The sequence below is a fragment of the Tomitella biformata AHU 1821 genome (assembly GCF_000524475.1).
In the GTDB taxonomy this organism is placed as follows: domain Bacteria; phylum Actinomycetota; class Actinomycetes; order Mycobacteriales; family Mycobacteriaceae; genus Tomitella; species Tomitella biformata.
This window is the reverse complement of sequence record NZ_BAVQ01000043.1, coordinates 79,553-96,434: the sequence shown is the minus strand read 5'-3', so window position 1 is coordinate 96,434 and position 16,882 is coordinate 79,553. Positions and strand designations below refer to the sequence as shown.

Here is a 16,882-nt window from a genome sequence, read left to right as displayed (position 1 = left end):
ATTCAAGTCCTGCGGACCGGCGGCGGCCGCGACCTTTACGGGTTCTTAGCGGTTGTTGACCACTTCTTGACGGGCATGGATTCTTGAACTTCACGCGCGCGATTTGTACGCAGATAGACCCCGGCCTGAACCACACCGTCTAGCGTGGAGCTGTGACGAATCAGGAAGCGATCAATGTCGGGTCGAGGACGTGGGTCGACAGCGGATTACGCGCCGCCAGCCGCGCGGCCGACCACGGTCTATTGTGGTTCGCGGTCGGGGCCGCCGCGTATGCGGTGGGTGGACGCACCCGGCGCGCAGGCGTTCGCGGTGTGCTGTCCCTTGCCGGGGCCAGCGCACTGACCAACGCGTTGCTCAAGCCCGTGCTCCCACGTCCTCGCCCGTCGCAGGAGCTCATTGCGCTGGGCCGGCGGCCGCGGCGGGTTCCCGCGTCGTCGTCGTTCCCGTCGGGGCACGCAGCCTCGGCGGCCGCCTTCGTCACCGGAATGAGCCTGGAGTCGCCTGCTGCCGGGGCGCTCGTCGCCCCGATCGGCGCTGCGGTCGCGTACTCGCGAGTCCACATCGGCGTGCACTGGCCGTCGGATGTGCTGGCTGGAGCTGCGATCGGAGCGGCGGTCGCAGTTGGCACCCGGCGCTGGTGGGCGGTCCGTGCGGACGAGTCCGCCGCTCTCGGCCCCGCCATATCCGCGCCGGCCCTGCCGGATGGCAGCGGCATGCTGATCTTGGTCAACCCAGGGGCGGGCTCCGGCGACGAGGACCCCAGCATCCGCTTGCGGGATCTGCTGCCGGCAGCCACCATCATCCTCGCCGACGTGGACGGTGACGTCGGCGCGCAACTCGACGCCGCCGTCGAACGCAGGGCGCCCCGCGCGCTCGGGGTGTGCGGCGGCGACGGCACAGTTGTGACCGCGGTGGAGGCCGCGCTTCGGCACGATCTCGCATTGGCGGTATTCCCCGGCGGCACGCTGAACCACTTCGCGCGCGACGTCTCCGTGGAGGACATCGCCGCCACGCGCGATGCGGTGGCGGCGGGACGTGCGGTCCGGGTTGATGTCGGCGCGGTGCAGTGCGACGGGAAACCTGCGGAGGCCTTCGTCAATGTTGCGAGCCTGGGCGGGTATCCCGAGATGGTCCGGCTCCGAGAACGATGGGAATCGCGACTTGGCAAGTGGCCGGCCGCCGCCGTCGCTATGGTCCGGGTGTTGGCGACGGCGGAGCCGATCCCGTTGTCGTTGGACGGCCGGTCGATGTCGATCTGGATGCTGTTCGTCGGCAACGGCCGGTACGCGCCGTCGGACCAAGTTCCGCTGTCCCGACCGGCGGTGAACGAGAGCACCCTCGACGTCCGGTGCCTGCGCGCGGACCGGCGCTGGTCGCGTGTCCGGCTGTTGTGGTCTGCAAGCACCGGGACCTTGGCGAGCTCGGCGGCATACATGCACCAGAATGTCGATGCCGTCACGGCTGAACTGCATGGCGACCCGATTCCGCTCGCAGTGGACGGGGAGGTGACCGGCCGCGGGCGCGACTTCCGGTTCGCGAGCCGACCCGCCGCGCTTAGTCTCTACCGATGATTCGCCATCTCGTGGGAGACACGGATCGATCAATCCAGCGAGGCGAGGACTTCGAGGATGGTCTTCTCGGCGGCTGCCTTCGTGATCCCGACCGTGTTCAGTGGGCCCTCGCCCTGCTCTTGCTCGAGCAGGGCGAGGAGCAGGTGCTCGGTGCCGACGTAGTTGTGGCCCAGGCGAAGTGCCTCCCGGAAGGTCATCTCGAGGACCTTCCGGGCACCCGCGTCATAGGGGATGAGGTCCGGGACGGACTCCGCTTTCGCAGGCAGCGCCGCCGTCGCCGCGGCGCGCACCTGATCGAGGGTGACGGACTGCGCCGTGATGGCGAGCGCGGCGAGGGATTCCGGCTCTGTCAGCAGGCCGAGGACCAGGTGCGTGGCACCGATCTCGGCGTTGCCGGCGGCGCGGGCCTCGTCCATCGAGCGCACCACCACGTTCTTGGTGCGCTCGGTGAAGCGGGCGAAGCCCTCGTTCGGATCCAGGGTCGACGGGGAGCCCTTGGGGACGAAGCGCTTCTGCGCGGCCTGCTTGCTCACGCCCATGCTCGTGCCGATCTCGGTCCACGACGCGCCGGCGCGTCGGGCCTGGTCCACGAAATGGCCAATGAGGTGGTCGGACACCTCGCCCAGGTGGGCGGCGGCGATCACGGCGTCGGAGAGTTGGTCGAGCGGCTCGGACTGGACTCTCCTGATGGCGTCGATGAGGTCGTCGAGGCGGATGGGGTGCGCGGGCTGCTGTGGGGTCATGCGTCAACGATAGGTTGACGACTGGTAGATCGTCAACCCACGGTTGACGATGAAGGCTAGTTGTCCAGCAGCGTCTGGATCGCGCGCCCGTAGTGTCGCGCGATCAGCTCCTGCGGCGCGGCCAGCAGCCCTGGGTCCTCGATCGCGAATAGCGCCGCCATCAGCCCGGTGATCTGGGCGGACACCAGCCGGGAGCGGAGTTCCGCGTCGGGGCCCTGCAGCCGCGGCGCGAGGAGGGCGACGATCATCTCGTCCACCGACTCGCGCAGGTGCTCCTGCACGGTTGGGCGGTCAGAGGCGCGCAGCAGTGCCACGAAGACGCCGGTGGCCATGGGGGCGGGCGGGGGGAGGGTCTTGCGGATCACGACCGCGACCAGCGACTCGCCGAGGTGGGCCATCGGGCCCTGCATTGCGTCGGCGAAGGCGCTCGACATCGTCATGGTGCGCAAGAACAGCTTCTCCTTGGAGCCGAAATAGCGGATCACCAGGGCGGGGTCGACGCCGGCGCGGCCCGCGATCTCCCGCACCCCCGTCGCGGCGAAGCCCTGCTCGGAGAACAACTCTGCGGCCGCCTCCTGCACCGCGTCCCTGTGGTGCTGCGAACCGGCTGTGGTCATCGGCGCTCCTCGTGTGTCTGAACGGGATCTTCTCGTGCCTAGCCAACGCCACCGGCCCTGCTGTGTCAACAGTGTTGACCGTCACCGTCAACGACGTTGACAGTGGTTTGTCAACACTGTTGACTGTCGAAATCAACAATGTTGACAATGATTGCCGACGAAGGGTGGAGCACATGGCCGAACAGCACGGAACCAATGACCTCGAGGAGTTGACGGCCGCGGCCCCGGCGCGGGCCATCCCGCTCGCAATGATCGCCAAGGGGATGGCCTTCCCGGTGTTCTTCGTGGTCATGTTCGCGCTCTGCTACGTCAGCGCCTTCCATAACCCGGTCCCGCACAACGTGCAGCTCGCGCTCGTCGGACCGGCGCAGCAGACGTCGATGATCGCGGACCAGATCGCCCAGTCCTCGCCCGGCGCGTTCGAGATCACCGCCACCACCGACCGCGCGGGGGCACTCGAGGACCTCGGCGCACAGCGGGTGGCCGGCGTGATCGAGCTCGGCCCAACCGTCACCGCGCACATTGCCTCCGGGGGCGGCATCACGGTGGCCCAGGCCGTCGAGCACGTGGCGCAGCCCCTGGCAGACGGGCTCGGCACCACTGTGACCGTGCAGGACGCCGCCCCGCTCGGTGCCGGCGACTCCACCGGCATGGGGCTGTTCTACTTCATGATCGTGTGCACCATCGGCGGCTACATCACCGTCATGGTCCTCTCCCAGGTGGCGGTCGGGATGACGCTGCGCCGCCAGGTGGGCATCCTCGGCGCGATGTCGGCCGGGTTGCCCCTGTTGGCCTACGCGGTCTCGTCGATTTTCGTGGGTGCCTACGGCGCGTCGGCCGCGGGGCTCGTGGCGCTGCTCCTGATCGGCATGGCGTACACCTTCGCCGTCGGGCTCGTCTCCCTCGGGCTCAACAAGCTTGCCGGGCAGTCCGCCATCTTCCTGATCATGACGTTCGCGATCTTCTTGAACTTCCCCAGCGCGGGCGGCGCCATTCCGGCGTCGTTCCTGCCTGGATTCTGGAACGGCATGCACAGTTTCTGGGTTGGCTCCGGAGCGATGCAGTCCATGCGCTCGGTGATCTTCTTCGGCGGCTCGGGACTGGGCACAGGCCTGCTGATCCTCGGCGGCTGGATCGTGGTCGGCGCGCTGCTCCTCCTGGCGCTCGATCAGCGGGGCCGTCGGCGTGTGACTGCGGCGGCGGAGCAGCCCGGTGAGCTGGTCGCGGCGAGATAGCCAGCGGACCGGAGACCACAAGACGTTGTCCGGATAGAGCAGCCGCTCTATCCGGACAACGTCTTGTGTTGTGGCTAGGAGGCGATGCGGACGGGCGGCTTCTGCTCGGCTTCGCTGTCCGCCATGGCGTTCGCGGGGGCCTCGGTGAGGGTCTGCGCGTAGTAGAAGTGCGCGCGGTTGGTGCCGAGGAACGAGCCGCACCAGGACATCACAGCGACGTAGCGGTTGCGGAAGCCCACCATGTACGCCAGGTGCACGGCGAGCCACGTGACCCAGGCGATGAAGCCGGTCAGCTCGATCTTGCCGACGCGGGTGATGGCGCGGAAGCGGTTGATAATCGCCATCGAGCCCTTGTCGCGGTACTTGAAGGGCGTGCCGGCGTCATGCTTGCCGAGGACGATTCGCGCCACGTGGCGGCCGCCCTGCATGGCGACGGGCGACTGGCCGGGTAGCCCGTTGAGCGAGGTCATGTCGCCGACGGCGTAGATGTCGGCCCGCGCGCCCACGGTCAGGTCGGGGTTCACGAGCAGGCGGCCGGCGCGGTCGGTCTCGCAGCCGGTGCGCTCGGCGAGGATGCCGGCGAAGTCGTTGGCCTGCACGCCCGCAGACCAGATGATGGTCTCCGCCGTCACGCGCCGCGTCTCGGCGGTGGCGGCGTCCTTGAGTTCCGCGCCGTGGCCGTCGATCTCGGTGACGAAGGTGCCCAGCACCACGTCCACGCCGCCCTTCTCGAGCGAGCGCAGCGTGTACTCGCTGAGCTTGCCGCCGAATGCGGGCAGCGCCTCGTTCGCGCCCTCGATGAGGGTGACGGTGACATCGTCGGGGCCGAGGTCGTCGAGAGAGGCCGCGAAGTAGCGCTGAGCCAGCTCCTTGATCTGGCCGGCGAGCTCGACGCCCGTCGCGCCGGCGCCGATGACCAGGAAGGTCAGCAGGTTGCGGCGGTGCTCGGGGTCGGTGGTGGTGTGCGCCTCCTCGAAGCAGCGGAGGATCTGCTGGCGCAGCGACTCCGCGTCGTCGACCGTCTTGAGCGCGTAGGTGAACTCGGCGAACTCGTCGCGGCCGAAGTAGGCCTGGCGGGCGCCGGTGGCGGCGATCAGCGAGTCGTAGCCGATGCGGAGGCGCTCGCCGCCAGCCTCATAGGTCAGCACGTTCTCATCCGGGTCCACATCGACCACGCGTCCCAGGCGCACGTCGGCATTGGGGTGCTTGGCCAGGATCGTGCGGATCGGCGGGGCGATCTCGCCGGCGGAGATGACGCCGGTGGCCACCTGGTAGAGCAGCGGCTGGAAGAGGTGCTCGGTGGTCTGGGAGATGAGAACGAAGGGGGTCCCGGCCTTGGCGAGCTTCTTGGCCGCGGCGAGGGCTCCGAAGCCCGAGCCCACGATGACCACCTGGGTCCGTTCAACGTTCGTGTTTCTCATGAGCTCTAGTCTGGTACCGGCGGCTGGGTTTAGCCAGCAACCTGGTGATAACGATGGACTCTTATCTTGATCGCTCATATATAACGCGTATCGTGTGTGGCATGGAGTTTCGTCAGCTACGGTATTTCCTCGCGGTCGGTGAGATGTCGAGTTTCTCCCGCGCGGCGGAGCGCTGCTACATCTCGCAGTCCGCGATCAGCCACCAGATCAGCAAGCTCGAGCGCGAGCTGGGGGCGTCGCTGTTCGAACGCTCTACCCGCGTGGTGTCTCTGACCCCGGCGGGGGAGCGGCTGATGCCGATCGCCGCCGAGGTCCTCGCCCTCGAGGCCAAAGCCCTCGCGGTGGGCCGCGAGCCGCGCAACCGCATCCGCGTCACCGCGAACATGAGCTTCGCGGCGCAGAGCCTCGATGCGATCGCCACCGTCCGGGAGCAGCACCCCAACTTGGACATCGAGTTCGTCATCAAGGATTTCGCCGACCGGATGGATGCCGTCGTCTCCGGCGACGCGGACCTCGCCCTGATCCGCGGGGAGGTCGATCGGCCGGGGGTGGAGACGGTGGACCTGGGCAACCAGGACCTGCTGATCCTGCTATCGCGGCGACACCCTCTCGCCACCCGGGACCGCGTCGACCTGGGGGAGCTCGCCGAGTTCCCACTGCTGCTGCCGCCGCGCCACCAGCAGGTGCTCATCCACCAGGTCATCGAGGGTGCGTTCCGGGAGATCGGCCGCAAGGCCCTGCTGGGCCCGGCGATCCCCGCGGACCACACCGCGCCGCTCGAGGTCATCACGCACCCGCGCGCCTGGACCGTGCTCTACCCGGAGTCCGCGATCGGCATGCCGCCGGCCGGGGTGCGCGTGCTGTCCGAGGCGCGCGACCGGCTCCGGGTGCCGGTCCGCGCGGTGCTACGCACGGGGATGGAGCCCGGGCCGGGGCTGCAGGACCTGCTCACCGCGCTGCGGCCGTAGTCCGTGCTGCGCTTCGGCCCCCGAACATGCGCAACTGCAGGCGACACGCCGGGAGGCGCCTGCAGTTCTGCATGTTCGGCGGAGCTGGGGCCTGAGTGGGAGTCAGCGCCACCATTGGTCGTGGGGGTTCGCGGGCATCGCGCGCTTATGCCGGCTGATCCGGTGCAGGTGCTCGATGCGCTTGGCGGCGGCGTCGGGGACCGTCCTGCCCTCCAGGTAGTCGTCGATGTCGGTGTAGCCGACGCCGAGCGCGACCTCGTCGGGCAGCGCGGGGCGCTCCTCTTCAAGATCGGCCGTCGGCACCTTCAGCCAGGTGCGCTCCGGTGCGCCGAGCTCGCTCAGCATCGCCGCACCCTGGCGTTTGGTGAGCCCGGTCAGCGGCGTCAGGTCCGCCGCGCCGTCCCCGAACTTGGTGTAGAAGCCGGTGACGGCCTCAGCCGCGTGGTCGGTGCCGACCACCAGCAGGCCGAGCTGCCCCGCCATCGCGTACTGCGTGACCATCCGGACCCGCGCCTTGATATTGCCGCGCACGAAGTCTCGCAGCTGCGCCTGGCCCGCGTCGGGGCCCTCTGTCAGGTGCGCGATCCCGGCCGCGGTGTCGGTGGCGACGGCCGAGGTGGCGGGCTCGATATCGACGACGGTGACCTCGTCCGCGTCGATGAACGCCAGGGCCAGCTGTGCGTCGTCCTCGTCGGCCTGCACGCAGTGGGGCAGTCGCACGGCGATGAAGCGCGCGTCGTGCATGCCCTCCGCGCGCAGCTGCGTCACCGCCAGCTGGCACAGCCGGCCCGCGAGGGTGCTGTCCTGGCCACCGCTGATGCCCAGCACGAAGCCCGTCGCAGGCGTCGAGCGCAGATAGTCCTTGAGGAATTGGACGCGTGCGGCGATCTCGGCGGCGGGGTCGATCTCAGGTCGCACGCCGAGTTCTTGGATGATCTGTGATTGCAGCGAAGCCATAGGGTGAACCTTAACGTCCACACTCAGACCTGGAGATATCGCAAGTGAACCGAGCAGACCTGTTGGTGGTCTCCGCGACCGCATCGGAGGCCGCCCATGTGCCGGCCGGAGTTGAGACCGTGATTTGCGGGATCGGCAAGGTCGACGCTGCTGTGGCTGTCGCCGCCGCAGTGCTGCGCCACGGCGGGCCGCGGCCGCCGACCGTGGTGAATATCGGCACGGCGGGCGCGCTGCGGCCCGAGCTCACCGGCCTCTACGTGCCGTCCGTGGTGCGCAACCACGACATCAGCGCAGACGTCCTGCGCTCGCTGGGCTACCCGGTGCGCGACGTCCTTGAGCTACCCGGCGGCGACGGCACCGCGCTGGCCACCGGCGACCACTTCGTCACCGATCCCGCGGTGCGCGACGCGCTGGCCGAGCACTCCCACCTGGTGGACATGGAGGGCTTCGCGATCGCCCGGGCCTGCGCGGCGCTCGGGGCGGTGTGCTTGCTGGTCAAGCACGTGAGCGACGACGCCGACGCCTCCGCGATGGAATGGCCCGAGCGCGTCGACCACAGCGCCCGCGTGCTGGGCGGGTGGCTCGAGGAGTACCTGGGCTGAGCAGTCCCTGGGTCGGGTCAGGCTGGGAAGTGCTGCTCCAGCCAGTCGGTCAGGTCCCCGAGCACCTGCGCCCGGTCCACCTCATTGAAGATCTCGTGGTACATCCCGGGGTAGACGATGCGCTTCTTGTCCGTGGACGCGGCCTTCTCGAACAGTTCCAGCGAGCCGGCCGGGGGCGCGAGGGTGTCCAGCTCGCCATGCTGGACCAGCAGGGGCATCGTCAGTTTGGAGGCGTTGGCCTGCACCTTCGCCACGCCCGCCGCCAGCTCGCCGACAGTGCGGGCGGGCAGCTTGCCGGCGAAGATCAGGGGGTCCGCACGGTAGTCGGCCCCCACCTGGGGGTCGTGGCTCAGGGCGCTCGCGTCCACCGCGATCAGGGGCAGCGACGGCACGGCCGCGGACAGCACCTTGGCGGCGATCCGTGTGACGGGGTTCGCGGCGTCCAGGGCTGCCAGGGGGCCGCTGAGGGCGAGGGCGTCGAGCTTGGCCCGGTTGTCCTCGGCCCACAGGGCGGAGGAGAGCCCGCCCATGCTGTGCCCGAGCATGACCACGGGTCCGTCGGGGACGGCGGCGCGGCCGTGGTCGAAGGCGATGCCGATATCCGCGACGAGGTTGTCCATCCGGTCGATGAAGCTGCGCTTGCCGCCGGAGCGGCCGTGCCCGCGGTGATCGTGCGCGTGGACGGCGAAGCCCTTCGCGGTCAGCGCCTCGGCGACATGGCCGTAGCGGGAGCTGTGCTCGCCCATCCCGTGCACCAGCACGACGAGGCCGCGCGGCGCGGCCGGCGTCCAGGTCTGCCAGTAGAGCGTCGTCCCGTCGATCCCTGCGAGCTGTCCGTCGGTGTGTTGCGCGGGCGCGACCATCGTCAGATCCCCTTAGCTAATGCCTCGCCCCGGCGGGTCGAGCGTGCCCGGCCAATCTAGCCCCAAAAACCCGCGTTCGGGGCGAGTTCGGGGAGCTGCCGCGAGGCGCGCCAGGGCGACACGCCGGACGGCGCCGCGCGACACGCCGGGGCGGGTTCCGCCACTCATGTGAAACAGCCAAAGTCAAACTGTTGAACGGGGGTGTCGCAAGCCACCTCACGATGGGGCGACCAGGGAATATCATGTGTGTAACTCACAAATTGTGGTAACTCTTGCAAAGCGCACCACTAGGTGTAGTGTCTACAACGTGCAGCGGCCATACGGTCGCAGAGGTCGAGACAAGCCGGATCGCCCCGGTGGTCGATAGCCCGGAGAGGGCAGATCGGCGGTCTCGAGAGGGGTGCGACAGTGGTCCGTGAGGGCCTCGGAAGCCCCAGAACTTAAGGCAGAAACGGTCGAGAAGTTGGCGCAGGCCAACCCCACACCGGGTAGGTGCAGAAACTTAGAGAGGCCCTGACAAATATGAGCATCACCGTCTACACCAAGCCCGCCTGCGTCCAGTGCAACGCGACCTACAAGGCTCTCGACAAGGCCGGCCTGGAGTACGAGCTGATCGATATCAGCGAGGACGCGGACGCCCGTGACTACGTGATGGCGCTGGGCTACCTGCAGGCTCCCGTCGTGGTCGTCGGTGACTCGCACTGGTCGGGCTACCGCCCCGATCGCATCAAGTCGCTGGCCACCCAGGCCGCGTAGACAGCAGTACTCGCCCCCGCATTACCAGCCCGGAGTGCCGGGACCGGAAGCATCTCGTCGTGGAGCATCAGATGGTGTCTGTGGTTTATTTCTCCAGTGTCTCGGAGAACACACACCGGTTTGTCCAGCGACTCGAGATCCCCGCGGCGCGGATCCCGTTGCATGACCCGCGCGGCGAGTTCACAGTGCAGTCCCCGTACGTCTTGATCCTGCCGACCTACGGCGGCGGCACCACGGCGACGGGCCGGGATACGCGATACGTCCCCAAGCAGGTCATCAAGTTCCTGAACAACCCCCTCAATCGGGGGTTGATGCGGGGCGTCATCGCGGCGGGCAACACGAATTTCGGGGAATCTTTTTGCGCTGCGGGTGACGTGATCGCACAGAAATGCCAGGTCCCGTACCTATATCGATTCGAATTAATGGGAACAACTGAGGACATCTTGCGCGTGCGCGAGGGTCTCGAAGAATTTTGGGAGAGGGAACAGTGGCACCGACCATCACAGACGAGGCAACCGGAACCCGCATCGAGAGTCTCGACGTCGATGTGACGGACAGCGAGCTTGATTACCACGCGCTCAACGCCATGCTGAACTTGTATGACGCCGACGGCAACATTCAGTTCGAGAAGGACAAGGCTGCGGCGCGTCAGTACTTCCTGCAGCACGTCAACCAGAACACCGTCTTCTTCCACAACCTCGACGAGAAGCTCGACTACCTCGTGGAGAAGCACTACTACGATCCCGCAGTGCTGGACAAGTACTCCCGGGCCTTCATCAAGGAGCTCATCGACCACGCCTACGGGAAGAAGTTCCGCTTCCCGACGTTCCTGGGCGCGTTCAAGTACTACACGTCGTACACGCTCAAGACGTTCGACGGCAAGCGCTACCTCGAGCGCTTCGAGGACCGCGTGTGCATGGTGGCGCTGAGCCTGGCTGACGGCGACGAGAAGCTGGCCCTGGAGCTGGTCGACGAGATCATCGACGGCCGCTTCCAGCCCGCGACCCCCACCTTCCTCAATGCCGGCAAGATGCAGCGCGGCGAGCCCGTGTCCTGCTTCCTGCTGCGCATCGAGGACAACATGGAGTCCATCGGACGCTCCATCAACTCCGCGCTGCAGCTGTCCAAGCGCGGCGGCGGCGTCGCCCTGCTGCTGAGCAACATCCGTGAGACCGGCGCGCCGATCAAGAAGATCGAGAACCAGTCCTCCGGCGTCATCCCCATCATGAAGCTCCTCGAGGACTCGTTCTCCTACGCGAACCAGCTCGGCGCGCGACAGGGCGCCGGCGCGGTCTACCTGAACGCGCACCACCCGGACATCTACCGCTTCCTCGACACCAAGCGCGAGAACGCGGACGAGAAGATCCGCATCAAGACGCTCTCGCTGGGCGTCGTCATCCCGGACATCACGTTCGAGCTGGCGAAGAAGAACGACGACATGTACCTGTTCTCGCCGTATGACGTGGAGCGCGTCTACGGCAAGCCCTTCGCGGACATCAACGTGTCCGAGAAGTACTACGAGATGGTCGACGACAAGCGCATCCACAAGACCAAGGTCAAGGCGCGCGAGTTCTTCCAGACCCTCGCCGAGCTGCAGTTCGAGTCCGGCTACCCGTACATCATGTACGAGGACACCGTGAACCGCGCGAACCCGATCGCCGGCAAGGTCACGCACTCCAACCTGTGCTCGGAGATCCTCCAGGTCTCCACCCCCTCGACCTACAACGAGGACCTGAGCTACGACGAGGTCGGCAAGGACATCTCCTGCAACCTGGGCTCGCTGAACATCGCGAAGGCCATGGACTCGCCGGACTTCGGCAAGACGATCGCCGTCTCGATCCGCGGCCTGACCGCGGTCTCCGACCAGACTCACATCAACTCGGTGCCCTCGATCGAGCGCGGCAACAGCGAGTCGCATGCCATCGGCCTGGGCCAGATGAACCTGCACGGCTACCTGGCGCGCGAGGAGATCCACTACGGCTCCGAGGAGGGCGTGGACTTCACCAACATCTACTTCTACACCGTGCTCTTCCACGCGCTGCAGGCCTCGAACCAGATCTCCATCGAGCGCGGCAGCCACTTCGCGGGCTTCCCGGATTCGAAGTACGCCAGCGGCGAGTTCTTCGACAAGTACACCGACCAGGTGTGGGAGCCGGCGACGGACAAGGTGCGTGGGCTCTTCGCGGGCGCGGGCATCGAGATCCCCACGCAGGAGGACTGGGGCGTGCTGAAGGCCTCCGTGCAGGAGCACGGCATCTACAACCAGAACCTGCAGGCCGTGCCGCCGACGGGCTCGATCTCTTACATCAACAACTCGACCAGCTCGATCCACCCGGTGGCGTCGCGCATCGAGATCCGCAAGGAAGGCAAAATCGGGCGCGTCTACTACCCGGCGCCGTACCTGACGAACGACAACTTGGAGTACTACCAGGACGCGTACGAGATCGGCTTCGAGAAGATCATCGACACCTACGCCGCGGCCACCCAGCACGTGGACCAGGGACTGTCGCTGACGCTGTTCTTCAAGGACACCGCCACCACGCGCGACGTGAACCGCGCGCAGATCTACGCCTGGCGCAAGGGCATCAAGACGCTCTACTACATCCGCGTCCGCCAGATGGCGCTCGAGGGCACCGAGGTTGAGGGCTGCGTCTCCTGCATGCTGTAGGACTGGGGGATGGACAAGCTGAGACGACAGCACCCCCGGACACGAGGTCCGGGGGTGCTGCGATAGAAACTCGGCGGTCCTTGTCCACCGTTGTGTAACTCAGGGTAGTCCGCTGCCAGGGGGAGGGCAAGATCGGCATCTTCGACGCTTTGGCTGATGCGCGCCGCGAGACGTATCTGGCTGCGGCGGGAGGCGATGTCGTGCTGGCTCAACTGAGCTTCGGCGTGTGGAAACGTCTGGTTCCAGCGCGTGGTCGCGGCGCGAGGGTCCAAATGGGTCTGTGGGATGAGTGTCTCGCTCGAGCCTTCCCCGGAATCGAACCCAGCCCCTCTGCTCCTCACCTGTTGCAACATCGACTTGCGAATCTTCATGCATTGCGAGATCGAGTTGCGCACAATGAAAACCTTCTGCGGGTTGATGTAGAAGCCAGGTTTGTCGATGCGTTGGGCGTGATGGCGGCGATCGACCAGTCGTTGGCAGACGAGCTTGCGAGTCTGGCCAGTGTGCGTCGGGTAATGCGCGAGGATCCGCGGGTGGTCGTGTCTACGCGAGGCGTGACCCGGGACTCTGGCGATACTGTGGTGCGGCCATTGACGGAAAACCACGGCTTCGTACTCGCGCAGGCCACCCTGGACAACATCCGTAGAGACGACCCCGCCGCGACGCATCGGACGGTGGCGGAGGATTCCCGGCTCGTCGCGTACACGCGACTAGTGGTGGCCCGAGGCGACTACGGCTGGCTCGCGACCATCGGGGATCGGACGGTGGGTGTGGCCTGGGCGCAGTTCCATCCGGCTTCGAGTCCGGGTTACGGATACGTGGCCGCGGGGACCCCGGAGTTATCCGTCTCGGTGTTCCCCGGTTGGCGCGGAGCGGGCATCGGAGAGCGGCTGATCCGGCAGGTGCTGGCGTCGGCCGCAGACCGAGGGCTGTCCGCGGTGAGCCTGAGCGTTTCGCCGGACAACCCTGCCCGACGCTTATATTCGCGGCTAGGCTTCCGCCGGAGCGCGGACGGGGTCATGATGCTCGCACCGCAAGCTCTCTCCGGCACGTGACGGCCGCCCACTAGAATTTCACGCAGGTCAACCCCGCCCAGCGCGGGAACTTCGAAAGGATCACCATGGTCAGTTTGCCGAAGGCCCACTCACCCGCGGACGGCGCGCGGATCAAGCTGGTCGACCGTGTCTCGGCGATCAACTGGAACCGGGTCCAAGACAGCAAGGATGCCGAGGTCTGGGACCGCCTGACTGGCAACTTCTGGCTGCCGGAGAAGGTGCCGGTCTCCAACGACATCCCGTCCTGGGCGACGCTGACCCCGCATGAGCAGCAGCTCACCACACGGGTGTTCACCGGCCTGACGCTGCTGGACACGATCCAGGCCACCGTCGGCGCCGTGAGCCTGATCCCCGACGCGATCACCCCGCACGAGGAGGCGGTGTACACCAACATCGCGTTCATGGAGTCGGTGCACGCCAAGAGCTACTCGACGATCTTCTCGACCCTGTGCTCGACGCCGCAGATCGACGACGCCTTCCGCTGGTCGGAGGAGAACGACAACCTGCAGAACAAGGCGCGCATCGTGCTGGACTACTACCAGGGCGACGATCCGCTCAAGCGCAAGGTCGCGTCCACGCTGCTGGAGTCCTTCCTGTTCTACTCCGGCTTCTACCTGCCGATGTACTGGTCCAGCCACGCCAAGCTGACCAACACCGCCGACGTGATCCGCCTGATCATCCGCGATGAGGCCGTGCACGGCTACTACATCGGCTATAAGTACCAGAAGGGCCTGGAGCAGCGCACCCAGGCGGAGCGCGACGCGCTCAAGGAGTACACCTTCGAGCTGCTCTTCGAGCTTTACGAGAACGAGGTCGAATACACCCAGGACCTCTACGACGAGGTCGGCCTGACCGAGGACGTCAAGAAGTTCCTGCGCTATAACGCCAACAAGGCGCTGATGAACCTCGGCTATGAGGGCCTGTTCCCCAAGGACGAGACCAACGTGAACCCGGCGATCCTCTCGGCCCTCTCGCCCAACGCGGATGAGAACCATGACTTCTTCTCCGGCTCCGGCAGCTCCTACGTGATCGGCAAGGCCGTCACCACGCAGGACGAGGACTGGGACTTCTAGCGAGGCCCCTCAGTACGAGAAGCCCCTCAATAGGAGAAGCTCAGCGGCGCGATCGGCTGGCCCGAGTAGGGGAGCAGCGCCGTGGGTTGGCTCAGTGGCAGCGTGAACGCGCCGGTGACGCCCTCGAATGAGGTGCGCGACGGGTCTGCGTCGAGGTTAAGCCGCGCGACGCGGACGCGGGCCACGTGGTCGTTGCCGACGGTGTTGCCGGTCGAGGTCTCCGCGGACAGGTACGTGCCGTCGGCGGTGAACTCGATCCATGGGTTCTCCAGCGCGATCTCCGCGAGGTGGAAGCGGGTGAAGGAGACGACCGAGCCCGTGAACCGGACGGTGCCATGGCCGGTGGCGGCGTCGATGTCGGCGCCGTCGGCCTGGAAGGTCAGCTGGCCGTCGGGTCGCACGCTCGCGCCCTCCGCCCCGGTGACCCCACCCTGGAGGTCCTTTTTGACCAGATTGGTGTAGCCGGGCGCGAAGCCCCATACGAGGTCCTCGGCGGCCGGCTGCGGCGCGTTGGGCCCGGGCGCCGGGTCGAAGTTGACGGGAACGGAGAGCTCCTCGTCGGCATTGACGGCGTCCGCGGCGGCATAGCTGTACACCCCGTAGACGGCGTCGGGCGCGGCGGTGGCGGGCTTCTTGACGGTCAGCGTGGCGGTGAAGGAGCCGTCGTCGGCCAGCGGCACCCACTGCTGGCGGATAGTGCGGCGGAAGTCGAAGGGGGAGTCGGGGACTCGGCCCAGTGCATCCTCAGACATGACCCAGGCGGTCGCGGCGCGCTGCTGGCCCACCCGGGCCTCGGCGGGCGCGTCCTGGGACGGGCGCCAATCAGGGGCGAAGGCGCCGAATGCGACGAACGTGCCGTGCGGGACGCCGGGCGGCACGGGGACGGGCAGGCCGTCGGTGTTGGCCATGGGGTCGAAGCCAGTGCCGTGCACGACGATCGTGTCGCCTTCGTGCACGGCGGTTTGGCCCAGCGGGGTCGTCCCGTCGGCCGCGAACAACTGGATCGAGGCGGGGGAGTCGGGCGTGGCGCTCGCGAGGGGGGCCGAGCCCAGGATCAGGGCGGCCACTAGGGGGATGGCGGCGCCCATCCGCCTCAGCAAATGAGTGGTAGTCATTCCGACATAATGGCGCCCCCTGAACAGCGCAGGTTAGGCAGCCCTAAAGAGAGTGCTGGATGTCCTGCACGATCAGCCGTGCGGCGATCAGTCCGCCGCCGTCGACCCAGATGCCGTCGTCGACAACCATGGTGCGGCCGGCGGTGACGCCCAGCGCGCGCCAGGCATCGGAATCCATCACCAACGAGCCCTGGGCGACGGCGGGGGTGTCCCCCCCGCCGTCGGAGCGCCCGCTGTTCTTGTCCTGGAAGGCGACATACATGACATCCCCCTCGGCGGGGCTCAGGTTGGACTCGTCCACGGCCTTGGCGGTGGGGGAGTTGAAGCGCTGGCTGGCGGGCCGGCTCAGGCCCAACTCGGTGAACACCTGCCCAGGCAGGCTGGACACGCCGAGGATCTCGGCGCCGTCGGGGGTGAAGCGGAGCATCGACACCTCGGTCTGGGAGGCCGCCATGCGCACGCCGGCCGCAGTGGTCTCCGCGTCATACGCCGCCAGGGCCGCACGGATCGCCGCGCCGCGCCCGACGCCGTCGCCCACTGTGACGACGGATTGCTGCCAGCCGCCCGAAGCAGGGGCCACGACGGTGGGCGCGATGGCCTGGAGGGCGGCCAGTTCTGAATCGGCGCCGGGACCGCTGATGATCACATCGGGATTGGCGGCCCGGATGGCGTCTATATCCGCGACCCCGTCCGCGCCGGCGAGCGTGACCTCGGACACCCACTGACCGAGGTAGCGCGGCGTCAACTCGGGGGCTCCGCTGGGAGTCAGCGCGACCACGCGGTCCTGCAGCCCCAGGGCACACAGAGTGTCCAGGGGCGCCTGGCCGACCACCACCACCCGCTGGGGGTCGTTCGGCACGGCCAATCCAGGTCCAGATCCGGCCGCCACCAGGTGGGTGCCGTCGGCGCTCATGCCGGGATCGAGCGGGGCGAGCTCGCCGCAGGCCTGCTCCGGCTTATGGGTGTTGCCGAGCACCCCGGCGCCGACGATCGAGCTGGTGCTGTGCGTGATCGACGCGTCGGCCGGAGCCGAGGAGCCACTACCGCAGCCGGCGAGCACCAGTGCGGAGACGGCAAGGACGGTTGCCGTGATCGCGGGAGTGGAGGCGGTCCGGCGCGCGGCGCGTTGCGGCCTCCGGGCTGGGTGTGTCGAGCCGTCGGCGGAGTTGGGGCGAGGCAACTGGACATCTCCACGAGGTAGGGGGTGCGCGCCCGCCGGAATCGGGAGGCGTCACGGT

Annotated in this window: 16 protein-coding genes; 9 read left to right on the top strand and 7 right to left on the bottom strand. The window is 67.5% G+C overall.

Features of this window, described 5'->3' with window-relative positions:
* Positions 1–152 precede the first annotated feature (152 nt).
* Positions 153–1,571: a bifunctional phosphatase PAP2/diacylglycerol kinase family protein gene (locus TBIF_RS14215; protein ID WP_024795451.1), complete on the top strand. Its 1,419-nt coding sequence runs from the start codon at positions 153–155 to the stop codon at positions 1,569–1,571.
* A 29-nt stretch (positions 1,572–1,600) separates the two neighbouring features.
* Here the strand turns inward: TBIF_RS14215 and TBIF_RS23670 are convergent, their stop codons facing one another.
* Together TBIF_RS23670 and TBIF_RS14205 are read right to left on the bottom strand one after the other, a co-directional pair.
* Positions 1,601–2,314 carry a Clp protease N-terminal domain-containing protein gene (locus tag TBIF_RS23670; RefSeq protein WP_038171226.1) on the bottom strand — a complete coding sequence of 238 codons (714 nt, stop codon included), beginning with the start codon at positions 2,312–2,314 and terminating at the stop codon, positions 1,601–1,603.
* 56 nt (positions 2,315–2,370) lie between these two features.
* Positions 2,371–2,931: a TetR/AcrR family transcriptional regulator gene (locus tag TBIF_RS14205; protein ID WP_024795450.1), complete on the bottom strand. Its 561-nt coding sequence runs from the start codon at positions 2,929–2,931 to the stop codon at positions 2,371–2,373.
* A gap of 173 nt (positions 2,932–3,104) precedes the next feature.
* Between TBIF_RS14205 and TBIF_RS14200 the strand changes: the two genes are divergently transcribed.
* Entirely contained in the window at positions 3,105–4,166 is a 1,062-nt protein-coding gene (locus TBIF_RS14200) for a hypothetical protein (RefSeq protein WP_200182715.1), read from the top strand.
* A gap of 74 nt (positions 4,167–4,240) precedes the next feature.
* Here the strand turns inward: TBIF_RS14200 and TBIF_RS14195 are convergent, their stop codons facing one another.
* A complete protein-coding gene (locus tag TBIF_RS14195; RefSeq protein WP_084611712.1) occupies positions 4,241–5,587 on the bottom strand; it encodes an NAD(P)/FAD-dependent oxidoreductase in 1,347 nt (448 codons plus the stop codon).
* A 101-nt stretch (positions 5,588–5,688) separates the two neighbouring features.
* Here TBIF_RS14195 and TBIF_RS23665 point away from each other — a divergent pair, with 101 nt between their 5' ends.
* Complete coding sequence (locus TBIF_RS23665) at positions 5,689–6,555, top strand: LysR family transcriptional regulator (RefSeq protein WP_038171223.1); 867 nt, start codon at positions 5,689–5,691, stop codon at positions 6,553–6,555.
* Between the two features lie 102 nt (positions 6,556–6,657).
* Here the strand turns inward: TBIF_RS23665 and nadE are convergent, their stop codons facing one another.
* Positions 6,658–7,512 (bottom strand): NAD(+) synthase, encoded by an 855-nt coding sequence (gene nadE / locus TBIF_RS14185; RefSeq protein ID WP_024795447.1) that lies wholly within the window; start codon positions 7,510–7,512, stop codon positions 6,658–6,660.
* A 44-nt stretch (positions 7,513–7,556) separates the two neighbouring features.
* Here nadE and TBIF_RS14180 point away from each other — a divergent pair, with 44 nt between their 5' ends.
* Positions 7,557–8,114: a nucleosidase gene (locus TBIF_RS14180; RefSeq protein ID WP_024795446.1), complete on the top strand. Its 558-nt coding sequence runs from the start codon at positions 7,557–7,559 to the stop codon at positions 8,112–8,114.
* Positions 8,115–8,131: 17 nt separating this feature from the next.
* Here TBIF_RS14180 and TBIF_RS14175 read toward each other — a convergent pair whose 3' ends face one another.
* Positions 8,132–8,977 (bottom strand): alpha/beta hydrolase, encoded by an 846-nt coding sequence (locus TBIF_RS14175; protein ID WP_024795445.1) that lies wholly within the window; start codon positions 8,975–8,977, stop codon positions 8,132–8,134.
* Positions 8,978–9,499: 522 nt separating this feature from the next.
* Between TBIF_RS14175 and nrdH the strand changes: the two genes are divergently transcribed.
* The 5 genes from nrdH to nrdF all read left to right on the top strand — a co-directional run bounded on the left by nrdH (position 9,500) and on the right by nrdF (position 14,529).
* Positions 9,500–9,733 (top strand): glutaredoxin-like protein NrdH, encoded by a 234-nt coding sequence (nrdH, locus tag TBIF_RS14170; protein WP_024795444.1) that lies wholly within the window; start codon positions 9,500–9,502, stop codon positions 9,731–9,733.
* Positions 9,734–9,804: 71 nt separating this feature from the next.
* Complete coding sequence (gene nrdI / locus TBIF_RS14165; RefSeq protein ID WP_024795443.1) at positions 9,805–10,284, top strand: class Ib ribonucleoside-diphosphate reductase assembly flavoprotein NrdI; 480 nt, start codon at positions 9,805–9,807, stop codon at positions 10,282–10,284.
* The gene (gene nrdE / locus TBIF_RS14160) at positions 10,260–12,401 is read left to right on the top strand and encodes a class 1b ribonucleoside-diphosphate reductase subunit alpha (RefSeq protein WP_235174762.1); all 2,142 of its coding nucleotides are present in this window, start codon (positions 10,260–10,262) and stop codon (positions 12,399–12,401) included. The genes nrdI and nrdE overlap by 25 nt, the downstream gene beginning before the upstream one ends.
* Positions 12,402–12,991: 590 nt before the next feature.
* Complete coding sequence (locus TBIF_RS25715; protein WP_158506347.1) at positions 12,992–13,456, top strand: GNAT family N-acetyltransferase; 465 nt, start codon at positions 12,992–12,994, stop codon at positions 13,454–13,456.
* Between the two features lie 65 nt (positions 13,457–13,521).
* Entirely contained in the window at positions 13,522–14,529 is a 1,008-nt protein-coding gene (gene nrdF, locus TBIF_RS14150; protein ID WP_024795440.1) for a class 1b ribonucleoside-diphosphate reductase subunit beta, read from the top strand.
* Positions 14,530–14,555: 26 nt separating this feature from the next.
* Here nrdF and TBIF_RS14145 read toward each other — a convergent pair whose 3' ends face one another.
* Both TBIF_RS14145 and TBIF_RS23655 read right to left on the bottom strand, forming a co-directional pair.
* Positions 14,556–15,644 carry an HtaA domain-containing protein gene (locus tag TBIF_RS14145; protein WP_024795439.1) on the bottom strand — a complete coding sequence of 363 codons (1,089 nt, stop codon included), beginning with the start codon at positions 15,642–15,644 and terminating at the stop codon, positions 14,556–14,558.
* 43 nt (positions 15,645–15,687) lie between these two features.
* On the bottom strand, positions 15,688–16,824 hold the full coding sequence (locus tag TBIF_RS23655; RefSeq protein ID WP_051461552.1) for an ABC transporter substrate-binding protein: 1,137 nt from the start codon (positions 16,822–16,824) through the stop codon (positions 15,688–15,690).
* Positions 16,825–16,882 lie beyond the last annotated feature (58 nt).

Excerpts from the sequence above, each read along its gene's own strand:
- TBIF_RS14205 (WP_024795450.1), bottom strand. The coding sequence starts at position 2,931 with ATGACCACAGCCGGTTCGCAGCACCACAGGGACGCGGTGCAGGAGGCG.
- TBIF_RS14145 (WP_024795439.1), bottom strand. The coding sequence starts at position 15,644 with ATGACTACCACTCATTTGCTGAGGCGGATGGGCGCCGCCATCCCCCTA.
- nadE (WP_024795447.1), bottom strand. The coding sequence starts at position 7,512 with ATGGCTTCGCTGCAATCACAGATCATCCAAGAACTCGGCGTGCGACCT.
- nrdI (WP_024795443.1), top strand. The coding sequence starts at position 9,805 with ATGGTGTCTGTGGTTTATTTCTCCAGTGTCTCGGAGAACACACACCGG.
- TBIF_RS23670 (WP_038171226.1), bottom strand. The coding sequence starts at position 2,314 with ATGACCCCACAGCAGCCCGCGCACCCCATCCGCCTCGACGACCTCATC.
- nrdH (WP_024795444.1), top strand. The coding sequence starts at position 9,500 with ATGAGCATCACCGTCTACACCAAGCCCGCCTGCGTCCAGTGCAACGCG.
- TBIF_RS14200 (WP_200182715.1), top strand. The coding sequence starts at position 3,105 with ATGGCCGAACAGCACGGAACCAATGACCTCGAGGAGTTGACGGCCGCG.
- TBIF_RS14175 (WP_024795445.1), bottom strand. The coding sequence starts at position 8,977 with ATGGTCGCGCCCGCGCAACACACCGACGGACAGCTCGCAGGGATCGAC.
- TBIF_RS23665 (WP_038171223.1), top strand. The coding sequence starts at position 5,689 with ATGGAGTTTCGTCAGCTACGGTATTTCCTCGCGGTCGGTGAGATGTCG.
- TBIF_RS14195 (WP_084611712.1), bottom strand. The coding sequence starts at position 5,587 with ATGAGAAACACGAACGTTGAACGGACCCAGGTGGTCATCGTGGGCTCG.
- nrdF (WP_024795440.1), top strand. The coding sequence starts at position 13,522 with ATGGTCAGTTTGCCGAAGGCCCACTCACCCGCGGACGGCGCGCGGATC.